The 18,073-nt window shown below is 62.1% G+C and carries 16 protein-coding genes and 1 pseudogene; 11 read left to right on the top strand and 6 right to left on the bottom strand.

The features are described 5' to 3' along the window. The first annotated feature begins 19 nt into the window (after positions 1 to 19). Positions 20 to 1,171: an efflux RND transporter periplasmic adaptor subunit gene (locus tag ACP7AL_RS17930; RefSeq protein ID WP_425993328.1), complete on the top strand. Its 1,152-nt coding sequence runs from the start codon at positions 20 to 22 to the stop codon at positions 1,169 to 1,171. Between the two features lies 1 nt (position 1,172). Beyond that, entirely contained in the window at positions 1,173 to 4,316 is a 3,144-nt protein-coding gene (locus ACP7AL_RS17925; RefSeq protein WP_425993327.1) for a multidrug efflux RND transporter permease subunit, read from the top strand. Between the two features lie 151 nt (positions 4,317 to 4,467). Here the strand turns inward: ACP7AL_RS17925 and ACP7AL_RS17920 are convergent, their stop codons facing one another. Then, positions 4,468 to 5,241 (bottom strand): ferredoxin--NADP reductase, encoded by a 774-nt coding sequence (locus ACP7AL_RS17920; RefSeq protein WP_425993326.1) that lies wholly within the window; start codon positions 5,239 to 5,241, stop codon positions 4,468 to 4,470. A gap of 342 nt (positions 5,242 to 5,583) precedes the next feature. After that, positions 5,584 to 5,754, bottom strand: a pseudogene (locus ACP7AL_RS17915) (ABC transporter substrate-binding protein); the annotation flags it as partial. Positions 5,755 to 5,778: 24 nt separating this feature from the next. Between ACP7AL_RS17915 and ACP7AL_RS17910 the strand changes: the two are divergent. The 6 genes from ACP7AL_RS17910 (at position 5,779) to ACP7AL_RS17885 (ending at position 10,946) form a co-directional block, all read left to right on the top strand. After that, positions 5,779 to 6,159 carry an aminotransferase class I/II-fold pyridoxal phosphate-dependent enzyme gene (locus tag ACP7AL_RS17910; protein WP_425993325.1) on the top strand — a complete coding sequence of 127 codons (381 nt, stop codon included), beginning with the start codon at positions 5,779 to 5,781 and terminating at the stop codon, positions 6,157 to 6,159. 249 nt (positions 6,160 to 6,408) lie between these two features. Further along, on the top strand, positions 6,409 to 7,626 hold the full coding sequence (locus ACP7AL_RS17905; protein WP_425993324.1) for an ABC transporter substrate-binding protein: 1,218 nt from the start codon (positions 6,409 to 6,411) through the stop codon (positions 7,624 to 7,626). Positions 7,627 to 7,726: 100 nt separating this feature from the next. Then, positions 7,727 to 8,581, top strand: coding sequence for a branched-chain amino acid ABC transporter permease (locus ACP7AL_RS17900; RefSeq protein ID WP_006019625.1), 855 nt, complete (start codon positions 7,727 to 7,729; stop codon positions 8,579 to 8,581). A gap of 1 nt (position 8,582) precedes the next feature. Then, positions 8,583 to 9,512 (top strand): branched-chain amino acid ABC transporter permease, encoded by a 930-nt coding sequence (locus ACP7AL_RS17895; RefSeq protein WP_425993323.1) that lies wholly within the window; start codon positions 8,583 to 8,585, stop codon positions 9,510 to 9,512. Further along, positions 9,509 to 10,252, top strand: a complete 744-nt coding sequence (locus ACP7AL_RS17890; protein ID WP_024920692.1) for an ABC transporter ATP-binding protein — start codon at positions 9,509 to 9,511, stop codon at positions 10,250 to 10,252. The genes ACP7AL_RS17895 and ACP7AL_RS17890 overlap by 4 nt, the downstream gene beginning before the upstream one ends. Then, the gene (locus tag ACP7AL_RS17885; protein ID WP_024920693.1) at positions 10,239 to 10,946 is read left to right on the top strand and encodes an ABC transporter ATP-binding protein; all 708 of its coding nucleotides are present in this window, start codon (positions 10,239 to 10,241) and stop codon (positions 10,944 to 10,946) included. The genes ACP7AL_RS17890 and ACP7AL_RS17885 overlap by 14 nt, the downstream gene beginning before the upstream one ends. 96 nt (positions 10,947 to 11,042) lie before the next feature. Here ACP7AL_RS17885 and ACP7AL_RS17880 read toward each other — a convergent pair whose 3' ends face one another. The 3 genes from ACP7AL_RS17880 to ACP7AL_RS17870 all read right to left on the bottom strand — a co-directional run bounded on the left by ACP7AL_RS17880 (position 11,043) and on the right by ACP7AL_RS17870 (position 13,715). After that, complete coding sequence (locus ACP7AL_RS17880) at positions 11,043 to 11,438, bottom strand: carboxymuconolactone decarboxylase family protein (protein WP_425993322.1); 396 nt, start codon at positions 11,436 to 11,438, stop codon at positions 11,043 to 11,045. Positions 11,439 to 11,554: 116 nt separating this feature from the next. After that, positions 11,555 to 12,544 carry a tripartite tricarboxylate transporter substrate-binding protein gene (locus ACP7AL_RS17875; RefSeq protein WP_425993321.1) on the bottom strand — a complete coding sequence of 330 codons (990 nt, stop codon included), beginning with the start codon at positions 12,542 to 12,544 and terminating at the stop codon, positions 11,555 to 11,557. Between the two features lie 88 nt (positions 12,545 to 12,632). Continuing rightward, positions 12,633 to 13,715 (bottom strand): tartrate dehydrogenase, encoded by a 1,083-nt coding sequence (locus tag ACP7AL_RS17870; protein ID WP_425993320.1) that lies wholly within the window; start codon positions 13,713 to 13,715, stop codon positions 12,633 to 12,635. Positions 13,716 to 13,902: 187 nt separating this feature from the next. Here ACP7AL_RS17870 and ACP7AL_RS17865 point away from each other — a divergent pair, with 187 nt between their 5' ends. From ACP7AL_RS17865 to ACP7AL_RS17855, 3 genes are all read left to right on the top strand, one after another. Beyond that, entirely contained in the window at positions 13,903 to 14,607 is a 705-nt protein-coding gene (locus ACP7AL_RS17865) for a GntR family transcriptional regulator (RefSeq protein WP_425993319.1), read from the top strand. A gap of 107 nt (positions 14,608 to 14,714) precedes the next feature. Continuing rightward, positions 14,715 to 15,941, top strand: coding sequence for an MFS transporter (locus ACP7AL_RS17860; RefSeq protein WP_024920696.1), 1,227 nt, complete (start codon positions 14,715 to 14,717; stop codon positions 15,939 to 15,941). A 60-nt stretch (positions 15,942 to 16,001) separates the two neighbouring features. Further along, complete coding sequence (locus tag ACP7AL_RS17855; RefSeq protein ID WP_425993318.1) at positions 16,002 to 16,844, top strand: alpha/beta hydrolase; 843 nt, start codon at positions 16,002 to 16,004, stop codon at positions 16,842 to 16,844. Positions 16,845 to 16,848: 4 nt separating this feature from the next. On the opposite strand, the gene ACP7AL_RS17850 is transcribed toward ACP7AL_RS17855, so the two are convergent. Further along, positions 16,849 to 18,015, bottom strand: coding sequence for a M20 aminoacylase family protein (locus ACP7AL_RS17850; protein WP_425993317.1), 1,167 nt, complete (start codon positions 18,013 to 18,015; stop codon positions 16,849 to 16,851). Positions 18,016 to 18,073 lie beyond the last annotated feature (58 nt).

Genomic DNA, 18,073 nt, shown 5'->3' with positions numbered 1-18,073 from the left:
AAAGCAATCGGGATCTGATATGACAAGGCGTCGCATTCCAGTGTGGGCGTACGTTCTCGCAGCATTACTCCTGATTGGAGGCGTCTGGTTCGGCTGGCCTCGTCAGCAGAATGCGAATGTTGCAAAACCCGCCGCGCCTCCATCGGTTCCGGTCACCGTCGCCAGCGTCACGAAAGTAGACTTTCCGGTTTATCTCACCGGGCTCGGAACGGTGCAGGGCTTCAACACCGTGACCGTGCGGACGCGCGTCGATGGCCAGATCAACCAGATCGCCTTCAAGGAAGGACAGTTCGTCAAGGAAGGCGATCTGATCGCACAGATCGATCCCCGTCCCTTCCAGGCCGCGCTCGATCAGGCCAACGCGAAGAAAACCCAGGACGAGGCTAACCTCGCCAACGCGCAGCGCGATCTTGCACGCTCCACCAAGCTGGGCGAATTCGCCACCAAGCAAACGGTCGATACGCAGACCGCGAATGTCGAACAGCTCAAGGCGCAGATCGCCGCAGATCAGGCCGCGATCTTCAACGCCCAGACACAGCTTGATTACGCCAGCATCCGCGCACCGATTTCCGGCATCACCGGCATCCGTCAGGTCGATGTCGGCAATATCGTCAACGCCGCGACACAGACCGGGATCGTCACCATCGCGCAGGTCGAGCCGATCTCGGTGATCTTCACCGCGCCCGAAGAACAGCTTCCCGATATCGCCGGTGCGCTTCGCCGTGGCGAAACGAAAGTCACCGCGCTGACCACCGACGGACGCAAGGTTCTGTCACAAGGCGTTCTCTCGCTGATGAACAACCAGGTGGACAGCACCAGCGGCACCATCCGGCTCAAGGCGACGTTCGATAACAAGGATCATGCGTTATGGCCCGGCCTGTCAGTATCGACACGCCTTCTCGTCAATACGATCAAGGATGCGACGGTGATGCCGGACGATGCCGTTCAGCATGGCAACGATGGCCTTTACGTTTATGTCGTGACCGATGGCAACAAGGCCGGCCTGCGCAAGATCAAGATAGGGCCATCCACTGACGGCAAAACGCTCGTCGATAGCGGCGTCACGGCCGGCGAACAGGTCGTCACGGCCGGACAGTATCGCGTCCAGCCGGGCTCGGCCTTGACGGTGAATGTCGCAAGCTCGGACCAAACTTCGGCGAAGGCGGATTGACATGAGCGACGGCATCTCCGGTCCGTTTATCCGCTATCCGATCGCAACATCGCTGCTGATGGCCGGCATTCTTTTTGTCGGTCTGGTTGCTTACCCGCTGTTGCCGGTCGCGCCGCTGCCGCAGGTCGACTTTCCGACCATCCAGATTTCGGCCAGCCTGCCCGGCGCCAGCCCGGAGACCATGGCATCCTCGGTTGCGCAGCCGCTGGAACGGCAGTTTGCGCAGATTCCGGGCGTCGCGCAGATGACGTCGACCAGTTCGCTGGGTTCGACGTCCATCACCATCCAGTTCGATCTCAACCGCAGCATCGACGGCGCGGCCAACGACGTTCAGGGCGCCATCAACGCCGCTGGCGGCCAGTTGCCGAAAACGCTCCCGAGCCCGCCGACCTATCGCAAGGTCAACCCGGCGGATTCGCCGATCATGATCCTGTCGGTGACCTCCGAGACGCTGCCGCTGATCGACGTCAACGACTATGCCGATACGCAACTGGCCCAGCAGATGAGCCAGATTTCCGGCGTCGCACAGGTCACCATCGGCGGTCAGCAGAAGCCGGCCATCCGTATCCAGATCGATCCCGCAAAGCTGGTCGCAAAGGGCGTGCAACTGGAGGACGTCCGCAGCCAGATCGCGATCACAACCGTCGATAATCCGAAGGGCAATATCGACGGCAAGACGCGCAGCTACACCATCTACGCCAACGACCAGTTGCCGAAATCCAAGGACTGGAACGACGTCATCATCGCCTACCGCAATGGCGGGCCGTTGCGCATTCGCGACATCGGCCAGGCCGTGTCCGGGCCCGAAGACGCCAAACAGGCCGCATGGGCGAACGGCCAGCGCGGCGTTTTCCTCGTCGTGTTCAAGCAACCCGGCGCCAACGTCATCGACACGGTGGACAAGATCAAGGCGCAGTTGCCGCGGCTGATCGCGGCCATTCCGCCGACGGTCAAGGTCGAGGTCCTGAGCGACCGCACGCAAACCATTCGTGCCGCCGTCGAGGATGTGCAGTTCACCCTTCTGCTCACGATCGCCCTTGTGGTGATGGTGATCTTCGTTTTCCTGCGAAATGTCTGGGCGACCGTCATTCCGAGCATCACGGTTCCCCTTGCCTTGCTGGGCGCCTGCGCCCTGATGTGGGTGTTCGGCTATTCGCTCGACAACCTCTCGCTGATGGCGCTGACGATTTCGGTCGGATTCGTGGTCGACGACGCCATCGTCATGCTCGAGAACATCAGCCGCTATATCGAACAGGGTGAAGACCCGTTTGCGGCCGCCCTGAAAGGCGCCAGCGAAATCGGATTTACGATCGTTTCGATCAGCATCTCGCTGGTCGCGGTGTTGATACCCCTGCTTCTGATGGGCGGCATCATTGGTCGCCTGTTCCGCGAATTCGCCGTCACGCTGGCGATGGCCATTTTCGTGTCGCTGGTTGTCTCGTTGACGCTGACGCCGATGATGGCGTCGCGCTTCCTCAAACCGCATAGCCGCGAGGCCGAGCACGGCAGGCTCTACCAGCTCAGCGAGCGCTTTTTCGACACCATGCTCCGGGGATATGAATGGGGCCTCGACCTCGTGATGCGCTGGCGCTTCACCACGCTGTGTGTGTTCTTCGCGACTGTCGGCCTGTCCGTCTATCTGTTCGTCATCATTCCGAAGGGCTTCTTTCCGCAGCAGGACACTGGCCTGATCACCGGCATCACCGAAGGCGGCCAGGACATCTCCTTCGCCGAAATGTCCCGCCTTCAGGCCCAGATCGGCGGGATCGTCCAGAAGGATCCCGCCGTCGCCTCGATCGCCATGGCAGTCGGTGGCGGCGGCAGCGCCCTCAACAACGGACGCATGTTCATTACGCTCAAGCCGCGCAACGAGCGCGACGTGAGCGCGCAACAGATCATCGCGCGGCTGCGGCCGCAATTTGAAAAACTCGAAGGCGCACGCGTCTTCCTTCAGGCCGCGCAGGACGTCCGCCTTGGCGGCCGCGCCACCCGCACCCAGTTCGAATACACCTTGCAGGACCCCAATCTTGCCGAGCTGAACACCTGGGCGCCCAAGATCCTCGAAAAACTGAAGACCCTGCCCCAACTGCGTGACGTCGCCACGGATCAGCAGACCAACGGCACCACCCTGACCCTGACCATCGACCGCGACACCGCCTCGCGCTACGGCATCCAGCCGCAACTGATCGACGACACATTGAACGATGCCTTCGGTCAGCGGCAGGTCGCGCAATACTTCACGCAGGTGAACAGCTACCACGTCATTCTGGAAATCCTGCCGGAACTGCAAGGCGACACCAAGTCACTTGATAATATCTACATCAAATCGCCGACCACGGGCGACCAGGTGCCGCTGTCGGCTTTCGTCAAATGGACGACAGTCCCGGTCCGTCCGCTCTCGATCAGCCACCAGGGGCAATTCCCGGCGACAACGATCAGCTTCAACCTCGCACAAGGCGCAGCGCTGGGTCAGGCCACCGACGCAATCCAGAACGCCGTCGCGGAACTTGGCGTGCCGCCCACCGTCAATGGCAGCTTCCAGGGCACCGCGCAGGCGTTCCAGCAATCGCTCGGCACCGTTCCGCTGCTGATCATTGCGGCGCTCATCGTCGTCTATCTGATCCTCGGCATTCTTTACGAAAGCTACATCCATCCTCTCACGATCATCTCCACCCTGCCCTCGGCCGGCGTCGGCGCGCTGGCGATGCTGATGCTGTTCGGGTTCGACTTCAGCCTGATCGGCCTGATCGGCATCGTGCTGCTGATCGGCATCGTGAAGAAGAACGGCATCATGCTGGTGGACTTTGCCATCGTCGCAGAGCGCGATGAGGGCCTGTCGCCGGAAGACGCGATCCGCAAGGCCGCCCTGATCCGCTTCCGCCCGATCATGATGACCACAATGGCGGCGCTGCTCGGCGGCGTGCCGCTGATGCTCGGCACCGGAACGGGCTCCGAAATCAGACAACCGCTGGGTTATGCCATGGTCGGCGGTCTGGTGGTCAGCCAGGCGCTGACACTGTTCACGACGCCGATCGTCTATCTCTACCTCGACAAGCTCGCGCACCTGTTCTCGCAGGTTGGCCGCTCGAAACAGCAGCCCCCGCCACCGCGTCTGCCGGACGAGGTTTCAGAAGCTGCGGAGTAATCCCTCCGTCATTGCGAGCGAAGCGAAGCAATCCATTTTGAGAAGAGTGGATTGCTTCGTCGCGAACGCTCCTCGCAATGACGAGTCTTCCTAAACAAAAAAAAGCCGCCGGCATCGCCAGCGGCATTTTCATTTGAAGCGATCCGTGTGATCAACGCTCGGCGAACGCCTTCTCGACCACGAAGTCCGCCGGCTCGCCATGGTTGCCTTCGACAAACCCGCGCTCTTCGAGCAGCTTCTTGGTGTCGACCAGCAGCGCCGGGCTGCCGCACATCATGACGCGGTCCTTCGCCGCATCGAGCGGCGGCAACGAAATATCTTCAAACAGCTTGCCGGAGGTAATCAGGTCGGTGATGCGGCCGCGGTTGCGGAACGGATCGCGCGTCACGGTCGGATAGTAAATGAGCTGGCTGCTCACCATCTCGCCGATCATTTCGTCCTGCGGCAGCTTCTCGGTGATCAGTTCGCCGTAAGCCAGTTCGCGGACATGGCGGCAGCCGTGCAGCAACACGACCTTTTCGAAACGCTCATAGGTCTCAGGGTCCTTGATGACGCTGAGGAACGGAGCGAGGCCAGTGCCGGTGCCGATCAGATAGAGGTTGCGGCCGTCGGTCAGGTTGTCGATCACCAGCGTGCCGGTCGCCTTGCGGCTGACGATGATCTGGTCGCCCTCCTTCAGATGCTGGAGGCGCGAGGTCAGCGGCCCGTCAGCCACCTTGATCGAGAAGAATTCGAGATTCTCCTCGTAGTTCGCGCTCGCGACACTGTACGCGCGCAGCAGCGGCTTCTCATTCACCTTGAGACCGATCATGGTGAACTCGCCATTCCGGAAACGGAACGAGGAATCACGCGTGGTCGTGAAGCTGAAAAGGTTGTCGGTCCAATGATGGACGCTGAGAACCGTTTCCTGATTGAAGTTGCTCATAACCGGACCCATGCTCTTGCAATCGGTGAGCGCACAATCGCCGGACTTGCGGGCGGTCACGCCTCACGCAGAACTTCTCGCCGATGAACTTTGCTGGATGGCCTGCCTTGCAGGCGAAGACGGCGGCAGCATTCACGACGCCGGTGAAATAGCCGAATTTCCGTTTTTGGTCAATTACATACCGCGCCTGCGTCATGCCCCGAAGGCAGACCGGCGTTGCATTCTAAGATCATGTTCGAAGAGAGAAATTTCCTCCCGTACGGAGGCCGCCGGGAGGAAATTTACACTCGATCTAAACGCCCCGATAACCACGGCGCACCTGCGCGGCGTTGGAAACCGGCCTTACTTTTTCACCATCGGGCAGTTGCCCTCGGCGATCGGCCGGAAAGCGTCCTTTGCCGGGATCGTCTCCACCAGCTTGTAGAAGTCCCATGGCGCCTTGGACTCGGCGGGAGTCTTCACCTGGAACAGATACATGTTGTGGATGTGACGGCCGTCCTCGCGGATCGTGCCGTTGCGCGGCTCGCCGATCTCAAAATGATCACCCGCGCCAACAGCTCGGGCTACATCGAACAGATCATCTACGACCTGATCACCAGCGGGCGCTATCGCGGACATCTCAAACGGCTCAGTGGGCGCATCGAAGCTGCCACCCGTCAGGCGAAAGATAGCCTGGCGCGGCTCGGCCTGCCGGTGGTCGGACAGCCGCGCGGCGGGTTTTACATGTGGTGCGAACTGCCGCCGCATATCTACGACACGCAGTTGTCGCGCGTTGCTGCCGAACGCAGCATCCTGCTGGCGCCCGGTTCGGCCTTCAATCCGGAAGCCACCCCAGCCACCCCCGCGATGCGCGTCAATATCGCGCACGTCGGCGATCCGCGGTTTGAAAGCTTCATGGCCGAGCATCGCAATCCATAACGCTCTACCGCCGAACCGCCTTGTAAAAATCAAACAGGCCACGATGAATTCGTGGGCATCTCGCGATTTCGGCATCGCAACATTAACGCGTGGCAACAATGTTCCTGCCGCGCTGAAGCGAAATCCGTTTCAAACAGATCCACGCTGCAAACATCCGATCTTTGCTTGACTTGAACTTGTCCGGCCAGCAGTCTAGCGCCGCAAAGAAAAAGCATCGAACACGAATTCAGATGCATTTGGGAGAAACGCATGAAGTCATTTCTCAGCCTGCTCGCAACTGCGAGCATTCTCGGCACCGGCGCCCTTCTCACTCCAAGTTCAGCGTCAGCCCAGCAACCCATCAAGATCGGCGTTCCGACCTCGGTCCAGCTTCAGGTCGGCCGCGACACACAGAACGCCATCAAGATGGCGATCGAGGATATCAACAGCAAAGGCGGACTCGTCGGGCGCAAGCTTGAGATGGTTGTCGCAGACGAAACCGAAAACCCCGAACAGGGCATTGCCGCGATCAAGAAGCTCACCGCCGATGAAAAGGTCGATGTGCTGATCGGCGGCTACACCAGCGGCGTGACGCTGGCCCAGTTGCCGCACATCTCCAATGCGAAGACGATCTATCTCGGTGTCGGCGCGGCGTCGCCCGCGATCACCGCGAAGGTGAAAGCCGATTACGAGAACTACAAGTACATTTTCCGTGTCTCCCCGATCCACGCTGGCCATCAGGCGCGCGCGCTGGTTGACTTCATCAACGGCAAGCTCAAGGGCGAGATGGGCCTGAAGAAGGTCGCCATCGTCGGAGAGAACGCCAAATGGGTGCAGGACCTCGTGCCGATCCTGAAGAAGGGCGCGGTCGAGGGCGGCACCGAAGTGCCGATGGCCGAATTCTTCGACACATCGACTTCGGACTTCTCGCCGCTGTTCGCAAAGGTGAAGTCGAGCGGTGCGCAGTATCTGATCGTGATCCTGTCGCACGCCTCCTCGGACATCTTCGTCAAGCAGTGGCATGACGCGCAGGTGCCGATTCCGATCGGCGGCATCGATGTGAAGAGCCAGGATGCGGACTTCTTTACCCGCGTGAGCGGCAAGGCCCTGTCCGAAACCGTCGGCCTGTTCGCGACCCGCGCCGAACTGACGCCGAAGACGATCCCGTTCTGGGATGAGTTCGTCAAACGCTTCGGCACCGCCCCGGTCTATACCGGCGTCGGCGCTTACGATGCGATCTACGTCTACGCGGAGGCCGTGAAGCGCGCCAACTCGGTCGAGCCGAATGCGGTGATCAAGGAACTCGAGAAGACGGACTATGTCGGCATCGCCGGCAAAATCCAGTTCGACGAGGTCCATGATGTGAAGACCGGACCCGGCCTGCAAAACCTGCTGTTCGCGCAATGGCAGAAGGACGGCGCACGCATCGTCGTGTGGCCGAAGGCGTCCGAAACGGGAAAGATGATCCCTCCGCCCTGGATGAACTGAACTGCACTTGACGTCGTGAGAACAGCAGCCGGTAACGATATTACCGGCCGCTGTCCCCGAAGGTTTGCCTTCTTGTGACGAATAAGACCAGCAGGCGGTTATGCTCGAAATCCTGATCTACGGCGCTGTGTCCAGCGCAATCTATGCGCTGCTCGCGGTGGGCTTCACGCTCATCTTCGGCGTCGCCCGCATCCTCAATCTGGCCCACGGCTCGTTTTACGCGCTCGGCGCCTATGCAGCCTACGTCTTCACATCGCTGCTGAACTTCCCGCTGATCATCGCGGCGCCACTGGCCGTTCTGCTGGTTGCAGGCTTCGGCGTGCTGATGGAGCGCTTCCTGGTCCGGCCGCTGCGCGCATCGCAGCTCGCCGTGCTGATGATCACGCTGGCGGTCTCGCTGGCCGTCGAACAGGCGCTGTTCATCACCTTTGGCTCCGAATACCGCAACGTTCCCTCCTTCGTAGCCGACAAGATTTCGATCGGCGGCGTCGACATCGGCGGACAACGGCTTCTCGCGCTGGTCATGAGCGTTCTGGTGCTGCTGCTGCTCTGGCTGTTTATTCAGCGCACGCGGCTCGGCGCGGCCATTCTGGCGGTGTCGCAGGATCCGGAAGCCGCGCAATACATGGGCATCCCCACCAACCGCATCTTCTCCATCGTGATGGCGATTTCCGCAGGCACCGCCGCATTCGCCGGCGTGCTGGTCTCACCGTTCCTTACGGTGCAGCCGACCATGGGCCTGCTGCCGATGGTGAAAGCCTTCGCCATCGTCATCGTCGGCGGCCTCGGCTCGATCCCCGGCAGCATCATCGCCTCGCTGATCCTCGGTTATTCGGAGACTATCGTGGCCTATCTGATTTCGACATCCTGGACCGAACTGGTCTCGCTGGTCGCAGTCGTCATCACCCTCATGATCAGACCGTCCGGCATTCTCGGGCGGCGGGCGGCGTTCTGACATGCGGCAGGTTTCACTGATCGATATCGCCGGCGGCATCGTGGTCGTCGCCATTCTGGCGCTGGCCCCGGTGTTCGCGGCAAGCAACTATCTCACCGGCGTGCTCACCGTCTGCGTCATCTACGGCATCTGGGCCTCGAGCTGGGATTTCATGTCGGGCCTCACCGGCCGCGAGAACTTCGGCCACTCACTCTTTATCGGCGCGGGCGCCTATACCGCGGGCTTCCTCGCGACGATCTGGTTTGCGAACCCATGGTACAGCCTGCCGGCGGCGGTCGTTATCGCGGTCGCATTCAGCCTGATCGTCGGCTTTCCGACATTGCGCCTGCGCGGACCTTACTTCGCGCTGGCGATGCTGTCGGCCTCCGCCATCCTGCAACGCCTGTGTCTGATCTTCTGGGAGCAGACCGGCGGCGAGGAAGGCCTTTACGGCCTCGAACCGCTGATGCGCAATCCGCTTCACTACTACTGGCTCGTGCTGGCGATCCTTGTGGTCACCGTCATCGTGCTGGCGCTTCTGGCGCAATCGCACTGGGGCCTGTTGCTCCGCGCCATCCGCGGCGATGAGGCGACCTGTCAGGCGGCAGGCATCAATGTGACGTTCTACAAGATCGCGTCGCTGGCGATCAGCGCGGCCTTCGCCGGGCTCGGCGGCGCGCTCTATGCGCACTACCAGCTTCAGGTCTCCCCGCCGCTGTTTTCGGTCGTGGTGTCGATCACCGTCATCATCATGTGTTACGTCGGCGGCATCGGCTCGATCTATGGCGCGGCGGTGGCGGCGATCCTGCTCACGCTGCTCACCGAGATGCTGCGCGGCTTCGGCGAGTATCGCCTGTGGATCTATACCCTCACGCTGATGCTGATCCTGTTCTTCCTTCCCAATGGCCTGGTCGCGCCGCTGTGGCGCCGGATGACGGAGCGCTTCCGATGACGGCGCTGCTCGAAGTCAACGACGTCACCAAGCGGTTCGGCGGCCTCACCGCCGTGAAGGGCGCGACCTTCACCCTGCAAAAGGGCGAACTCACCGGCATCCTCGGCCCGAACGGCGCGGGCAAGACCACGCTGTTCAATATGCTCACCGGTTTTATGGCGCCGACCTCCGGGAGCGTGACATTCAACGGCGCACCGCTGCGTGGCCTTGCGCCCTACAAGGTGGTCAACAGCGGCATGGCGCGCACCTTCCAGCTCTGCCGTCCGTTCGTCGGCATGAACCTGCTGGAGAATGTTCTCGTCGCCTGCATGTCGCCGCGCGCGCATCAGGACCATGACAAGGAAGAGCGCGCGCGCCACCTGCTCGAACAGGTCGGTCTCGGCGGCCGCGGCTTGGAGCCGGTCGAGACGCTTCCCTACGGCGATCTGCGGCGGCTCGAAATCGCCCGCGCGCTGGCGACCCGGCCGGACCTGCTGCTGCTCGACGAGCCGTTCGCCGGCCTCGGCTCCAGCGAGATCGAGCCGCTGGCGCAACTCATCAAGCGTCTGCATCGCGAGGAGAACCTGACCATCCTGCTGATCGAGCACAAGCTGCGCGAATTCATGGCGCTGGTGTCGCGCGTCATCGCGATGAATTTCGGCGAGATCATCGCCGTCGGGCCGCCCGAGGACATCGTGAAGAACCCGAAAGTCATCGAGGCGTATATCGGCAAGACGGAGGATGCACATGCCTCTGCTTGAAGTCTCCGACCTGCGTGTCAGCTACGGCAAGGCGCTTGCCATCGAATCCGTCTCGATCAAGGTCGAAAAGGGCGAACTGGTCGGCGTGCTCGGCCCCAACGGCGCCGGCAAGACCACGCTGCTGAAGGCAATCTCACGCTCCATCGGCTCGCAAGGCACGCTGAAGTTCAAGGACCGGACGCTCGACGGCGTCGCGCCTTACGATGTGGTCGCGCGCGGCATCTGCCATTGTCCCGAAGGCCGCAAGCTGTTCTCGGAACTGTCGGTGCTGAAGAACCTTCAGCTCGGCGCCTATCTCCGCAGCAACAAGGCCGAGATCAACGCCGACCTCGAACGCGTCTTCACGCTGTTTCCGGTGCTGCGCGAGCGGCAATGGCAGCAATCCAGCACGCTCTCCGGCGGCGAACAGCAGATGGTGGCCATCGGCCGCGCACTGATGGGGCGGCCGGAACTGCTGCTGCTCGATGAGCCGTCGGTCGGCATCGCACCGCGGCTGAAAGGCCTGATCTTCGATTCGATCCAGCAGATCAGGAAAGACGGCACCGCGATCCTGATCGTGGAGCAGGACGCGACCTCGACGCTGAAGATCACGGACCGCGTCTATGTGCTCGAACACGGCCGCACCATCCGCGAGGGCACGGCCAAGGAAATCGCTGGCGACAAGTACATCCAGCAGGTTTATCTGGGAGTGTGAGCGACCACTGTCATTGCGAGGAGCGCAGCGACGAAGCAATCCAGCTTTTGCCTGATGCTGTGGATTGCTTCGCTTCGCTCGCAATGACGAGAGGAACTACTTCTTCTCCAGCGCGCCTTCGGCCTTGAGCACTTCGTGCGCCGCCTTGAACGCCTCAAGGCCCGCCGGAATGCCGCTGTAGACAGTGGCGTGCAGCAGCACTTCCTTGATCTCATCCACGGTCACGCCGTTTGTCAGCGCGCCTTTGACATGGAGCTTGATCTCGTTCGGCGCCTTCAGCGCCGTCAGCATGGCGAGGTTGAGCATGCTGCGGGTCTTGCGGTCGAGGCCCGGCCGGGTCCAGGCGTAGCCCCAGCACCATTCGGTGGTGATCTCTTGAAACGCCATCATGAAGTCATCGGCCTTGGCGATGCTGCCGTCGACATAATCCTTGCCCAGAACGTCGCGACGGACGGCCAGACCTTCTTTGAATTGTTCGCTTTCACCGCTCATGACGCTCTCCAAAACTTCGATTGATGATGGGATAATCCAACAGCCTTTAGCGGCTGGGCAATGATCCGACAATCGCCGGTTCTGCCGCGCCGGTATGACCCACGCAATGATATCAGCTAGTTCGCTTTCGCACCCGACGCCTGGATGACCGGCGACCATTTCGCCACTTCGGCCTTAAGGTGGGCGGACAGCGCCTCCGGCGTCGCCTGCTCCGGCTTCACCGGCTCGATGCCGAGTGCCGCCAGACGCTCGATGACCTTCGGATCTTTCAGCGCGGTCTGCAAAGCATCGCTCAGCCTTTTCTGGACGTCAGCCGGTAATCCCTTCGGCGCCCACATCGCATGCCATGCGGCGACCTCGAAATTCTTCAGCCCGGCTTCGTCGAGCGTCTGAAGATCGGGAAGAATTTTCAGCCGCTCTTTTGTCGTTGCAGCATAGCCCTTGATCTTGGCGTCCTTGATCTGCGCGGTGGTGGTCGTGGTCTGGTCGCACATCATGTCGAACTGGCCGCCGAGCAGATCCGACATCGCGGGCCCCGTTCCGCGATAGGACAAGGCCGTCATCTGGGTGTCGATCGCGCTCATGAACATGATCGCGCACAGATGCGATGCCGAACCGATCCCGGCATGGGCATAGGTCACGGCGGCCTTCTTCTGCTTGATCCAGTCGATCAGGTCCTTGGCGGTCTTCGGCTCAAGGCCGCTCTTGCCGACGATCGTCATCGGCACGTCCGCGATGCGGCCGATGGAGTCGAAATCGTCGATCACGTTATAGCGGAGGTTGTCGTAGAGGGACGGCGCGGTGGCCTGCGCGATATGCCAGACCGTCACCATGTAGCCATCGGCGGGGGATTTCGCGACGCGGGTCATGCCGATGGTGCCACCGGCCCCGCCGACATTCTCCACCACGATCTGCTGACCCAGCGTTCGTCCCATCGACTCCGCGACAAGGCGGGAGACCGCGTCGGTCGGCCCGCCCGCAGCGGCCGGAACGATGAGGGTGATCGGACGCGACGGAAAGCTTTGTGCTGCGGCCGATCCCATCGCCGATATCGATAGCAGGATCGCGGCAACCGGGCCTGCAACCCCAACAAACAGCTTCCGCATGGCGGCCTCTCCCTGACTTTGTTTCCTTGTCTTCTGTTTTTATTTTTGGTGTTGGTCCCCGGCTCTCCGGCCAAGGTTTGAGTCTTGTCTAGTTAGCCTGATTGTCGCCGGCCAATGCATCGCACACCGCCTTGGTGACATCGGCGGTTCTTGCCTTTCCGCCGAGATCCGGCGTGTGCAGCGATTTGTCGGCTGTCACCTTCTCAATCGCCCGCATCAGCCGCGCCGCGGCCGACGGTTCACCGAGATGCTCCAGCATCATCACGCTGGACCAGAACGTGCCGACCGGGTTCGCGATCCCCTTGCCGATGATGTCAAAAGCCGAGCCGTGAATCGGCTCGAACATCGACGGGAACGTGCGCTCGGGATTGAGATTGGCCGTCGGCGCGATGCCGAGCGAGCCCGCCAGCGCCGCGGCGAGATCCGACAGAATGTCGGCGTGCAGGTTGGTGGCGACAATGGTGTCCAGCGTTTCCGGCTTGAGTGTCATCCGCATGGTCATGGCGTCGACCAGCATCTTGTCCCATGTCACATCCGGGAATTCGCGCGCGACCTCTGCGGCGATCTCGTCCCACATCACCATGGCGTGGCGCTGCGCGTTGGACTTCGTGACCACCGTCAGGAATTTCCGGGGCCGCGAACGCGCCAGCGCGAAGGCAAAGCGCATGATGCGGGCAACGCCCGCGCGCGTGAACATCGAAACGTCGGTGGCAACCTCCTCCGGCAGCCCGCGATGCACGCGGCCGCCGACGCCGGCATATTCGCCCTCGGAATTCTCGCGCACGATCACCCAGTCGAGTTCCGGACCGGACACATTGCGCAGAGGGCTGACGATGCCCGGCAGGATGCGCGTCGGACGGACATTGGCGTATTGATCGAACGGCTGACAGATTGCGAGCCGCAGCCCCCACAGCGTGATGTGATCCGGCACATCAGGCGCGCCGGCGGAGCCGAACAGGATCGCATCGTGCTTCCTGATCAGGTCCAGTCCGTTGTCCGGCATGAACGCGCCGGTCTTCTTAAAGCGCTCCGACCCCCAGTCGAAATGATCGAATGCGAAGGTGAAACCGCCATCGCGTTTGGCGCAGGCATTCAGCGCTTCCACGCCGGCGGAGATCACTTCGGAGCCGATGCCGTCGCCGGGGATGGCTGCAATTCGATAGGTTTTCACGCTGAATCCGCTTGTTGGTTGAACCGTAAGGCGCGAGCGGCCTTGGCTGGACGGCTGGCTGGACCACCAGCCGCTGTCTCTCGGCAGCGCGCTGTGGCTACCTTCCATGGAAGATGGTATGGATGTCAAGGCATCTCGCGCCGGCCGCCGGCTTGCCGCTATAAGGAACCCGCAGTCAGGAACGAACATGAGTCGCCTCAAAACGCCCGCCGCAGAGCCGCTTGCCAAGGCGCCCTCGCTCGTCGCCGACGCCTATCAGGCGCTGAAGAACGCCATTCGCGACAACGCCTTCGCACCCGGCTACCAGGGCTCGGAGCAGGAAATCGCGCTCCGGCTCGGCATGAGCCGTACCCCGGTCCATGAGGCCCTGATCCGGCTTCAGGAAGAAGGCCTGGTGCGGGTTCTGCCCAAGCGCGGTGTCACCGTTCTGGCGCTGTCGCCGGACGACATGCGCGAGGTCTATGACGTGATTATCGCCCTTGAGGGCATGGCCGCCGAACTGATCGCCGGCATGAGCCCGAAAGACCGCCGCCCGATCGTGACGGCTCTGGAGAGCATCAACGCCGAGATGAAAGCCGCCTTGCAGCGCGATGAACTCGACGCCTGGGCCCGTGCGGACGATCGCTTTCATCGCGCCCTGATCGACGGCAGCGGCAATACCCGCCTCGCCCGCCTCGCCAACACCATCATGGACCAGTCGCACCGCGCCCGGATGATGACGCTGCGCCTGCGGGCCAAGCCGACAAAATCGCTCAAGGAGCATCAGGCGCTTATCGCCGCGCTCAAGAGCGGCGATGCGATGCTGTCGTGCAGCGAAGCCCAGAACCACCGGCGGCGCGCGCGCAGCGAACTCCTGCCGCTGCTGGACCAGTTCGGAATGAAGCATCTCTGACCGCCGGGCGCGATTGCATAGGCGTATTCGGAAACTGCACCTGCTCCCGATCGCCGAATTGCGGTTCATAGAGACATGAACAGCAATCCGCTCTCCGGGCCTGCCCGATGAAGCCTGTGAAAACCGGCATGAAGCCGGTGCACATCGCACTCAATGTGCTGGCGCTGTGTTTCGCCCTGTCGGTGCTCGGGCGCGGGCTCGGTGAGAGCTTCACCGTCTTCCTGCTGCCGATCTCGCAGAGCTTTGGATGGGACCGCGCGGAGGTGATCTCGATCTATTCGCTGGCCGCGCTGGCGGGCGGCCTCGCCGCTCCGCTGATCGGCCGCCTGTTCGATCACTCCGGCCCCCGCATGGTCTACACGCTGGGGCTCGCGCTGCTGGGCGGAGCCTTCCTCGCCGCGGCCTTCGCGCAGCAGCTCTGGCAATTTCAGCTCACCCTCGGCCTCTGCGCCGGATTCGGCATCGCCTGCATCGGCAATGTTCCTAACTCGATCATGCTGGGGCGATGGTTCGGCCCGAAACTGCCGGCCGCGATGTCGGTGGTTTATTCCGCCGCCGGGGCCGGCGTGCTCATCCTGCTGCCGTTGTCTCAGGTTCTGATCGACCGCGTCGGCTGGCGCGGCGCGTATCAGATCTTCGGCGGCACAGCGCTGATCCTGCTGCTGCCGCTGGTGCTGCTGCCTTGGAAGCTGTTCGCGTCGGGATCGGCGACCCTCGCCCGGAGCGCGGCAACCGGCCTGATCGACGAAGGCTGGACGCTGGTCAGCGCCATGCGTCATCATGCCTTCTGGGCGCTGTTCTCGACATTCTTCTTCACCGCGGTCGGCATGTTCGCGCTCTCGGCACAGATCGTCGCCTATCTGGTCGATGCCGGCTTTCCGCCGCTGCAGGCCGCCACCGCGTGGGGATTCAGTGGCGTGGTGCTGCTGTTCGGCATGCTCGGCGTCACCTGGCTCGACGGCGTGATCGGCCGCCGCCGCTCGGTGCTGTTCAGCTACGCGATGTCGATCATCGGCATTGGCCTGCTCTGGCTGCTGAAATCATATCCCAATGTCTGGCTGCTCACCGCGTTCGTCGTGACATTCGGCAGCATGATCGGCTCGCGCGGTCCGCTGATCACCGCAACCGCGATGAAAATCTTTCGCGGTGAACGGGTCGGCACGATTTACGGGACGATCACCATCGGCAGCGGGCTCGGCTCCGCGTTCGGCTCGTGGGCAGGCGGCCTGATCCACGACATGACCGGAAGTTACGACGCGCTGCTGCTGTTTGCCCTCATCAGCGTGATCCTCGGCATGATTCCGTTTCTCGTCGTCCCTGCGCTGCGGCAATGACGGGTTGCGTGACCGCGATCCAATTGCGATCATCGCCTGAATGAAACCGGAGACGATCTCATGAGCGCGCCTGTCGATGCACCGGATTGGCGCAAGCTGACACAGGAGCAGCTCGATCTCGGCTTCAACAACACGCTCCATGTGCCCGAGACGCCCTCCATCGTCGCGGAGTGGGATCGCCTCTCCGCCGAGATGCGCGCCAGGCATCCGCAGTCGCTCGACCTTCGCTACGGGCCGCGCGAGCGCAACCGAATCGATTTCCTGAAAGCCGGGGATGACGGCCCGACGCTGGTCTTCATTCACGGCGGCTACTGGCAGACGCGGGCGAAGGAGAATTTCACTTTCTGCGCTGCGGGTCCGATGGCCCACGGCATCAATGTCGCGCTGATCGGCTATACGCTCGCGCCCGATGCCACACTCGGCCAGATCGTCGACGAAGTCCGAACCGGAATCGACTATCTGGTGACCGAGCTTCCTGCGCTGGGCGGTGATCCGGACAGGATGATCGTTTCGGGCTGGTCCGCCGGCGGACATCTGTCATCGATGTCGCTCGGTCATCCGCACATCAAGGCCGGGCTTCTGATCAGCGGCATCTACGATCTCGAACCGATCAGTCACAGCTATCTGAACGCCAAGCTCAATCTCGACGACGCAACGATCCAGCGCAATTCGCCGATGCGCAATCCCGGCGGCGTGAACAAGCCGCTCGTCATCGTCGCGGGCAGCGGCGAACTGCCGTTGCTGCGCAAGCAGTCCGCCGACTACGCCGCGCACCGCGCGGCTTATGGATTGCCGGTGATCTACGAAGAAATCCCGAAAGCGAATCATTTCACCATGATGGATGAACTGGCTTCCCCCACGGGTCGGCTGACGACACTGGCGCGGCAGTTGTTCGCCCGGTAGCTGCTCACGCCACCAGCGGCATCCGCTGCTCGATGATGCGCGAGAACAGGCTCGCGCCGACAGGCAGGATGCCGTCGTCCAGAATAAAGCCCGGATTGTGCAGCGGCACCGATCCCTCGTGGCCGAGCCAGAAATAGGCGCCCGGCACCTTGAGCAGCATGTCGGCGAAATCCTCGCTGCCCATTTTCGGCGTCGGCGTCGTCAGCACGTTGTTGTTGCCGACAACGTCCCGCGCCACGTCGGCGACGAAATGCGCCTGCTCTTCGTGGTTGATCAGCACCGAGAAAATGTCGCGGATCTCGACCTTGATCTCGACCTGAAACGCCGTAGCCATGCCGGCCGCAATGGTGCGCATCCGGTTGCGGATCTGTTCGCGCACCTTTTCGGAAAACGTGCGCACGGTGCCGGCCAGCGTCGCCTCGCCCGGGATGACGTTATACGCCGACCCGGAATGAATCTGCGTAATCGACAGCACCGCGGATTTGAGCGGATCGACATTGCGGCTGACGATGGTCTGCAGCGCCTGCCCCAGCGTCATCGCAATCACCACGGGATCGCGTGACATTTCCGGCATCGCACCGTGGCTGCCGTAGCCGGTGATGGTGATGTCGAAGAAATCCGCGCAGGCCATGCTCGGCCCCGGAAAGATCGCGACCTGACCCGGATCAAGCTGCGGCGCGTTGTGCAGCCCATAGACCTCATCGAGCGGAAATTTCTCGAACAGGCCGTCCTTGATCATCGCGCGCGCGCCGCCGAGCCCTTCCTCAGCGGGCTGAAAGATGAAAGCCACCGTGCCGTCGAAATTGCGCGTCTCGGCGAGATAGCGCGCGGTGCCGAGCAGAATGGTGGTGTGGCCGTCATGGCCGCAGCCATGGAAGCGATCGGGAATCGTCGAGCGCCAGCTCAGGTTGGTCTTCTCTTCCATCGGCAGCGCGTCCATGTCCGCGCGCAGGCCGATCCGCTTCTTGCCGTTGCCCTTGCCTTTCAGCAGACCGACGACACCGGTGCCGCCGAGGCCGCGATGCACCTCGATGCCCCAGCCGGCGAGCTTTTCCGCGACGATGCCGGATGTGCGATGTTCCTCGAAACCAATTTCGGGATGGGCATGAAGGTCGCGGCGGATGGCAATGAGTTCGTCAGTATAGCTTTCGATCAGCTCAATATTGGGCATGCGGCGTTATCCCGTTTCGTATGGTGACTATGACAAGGCCCGATCGCGCGGCCTCATC

The sequence above is a fragment of the Afipia sp. DC4300-2b1 genome, assembly GCF_049895725.1.
Taxonomy (GTDB): Bacteria; Pseudomonadota; Alphaproteobacteria; order Rhizobiales; family Xanthobacteraceae; genus Afipia; species Afipia broomeae.
This window is presented reverse-complemented; position numbering and strand designations above follow the sequence as displayed.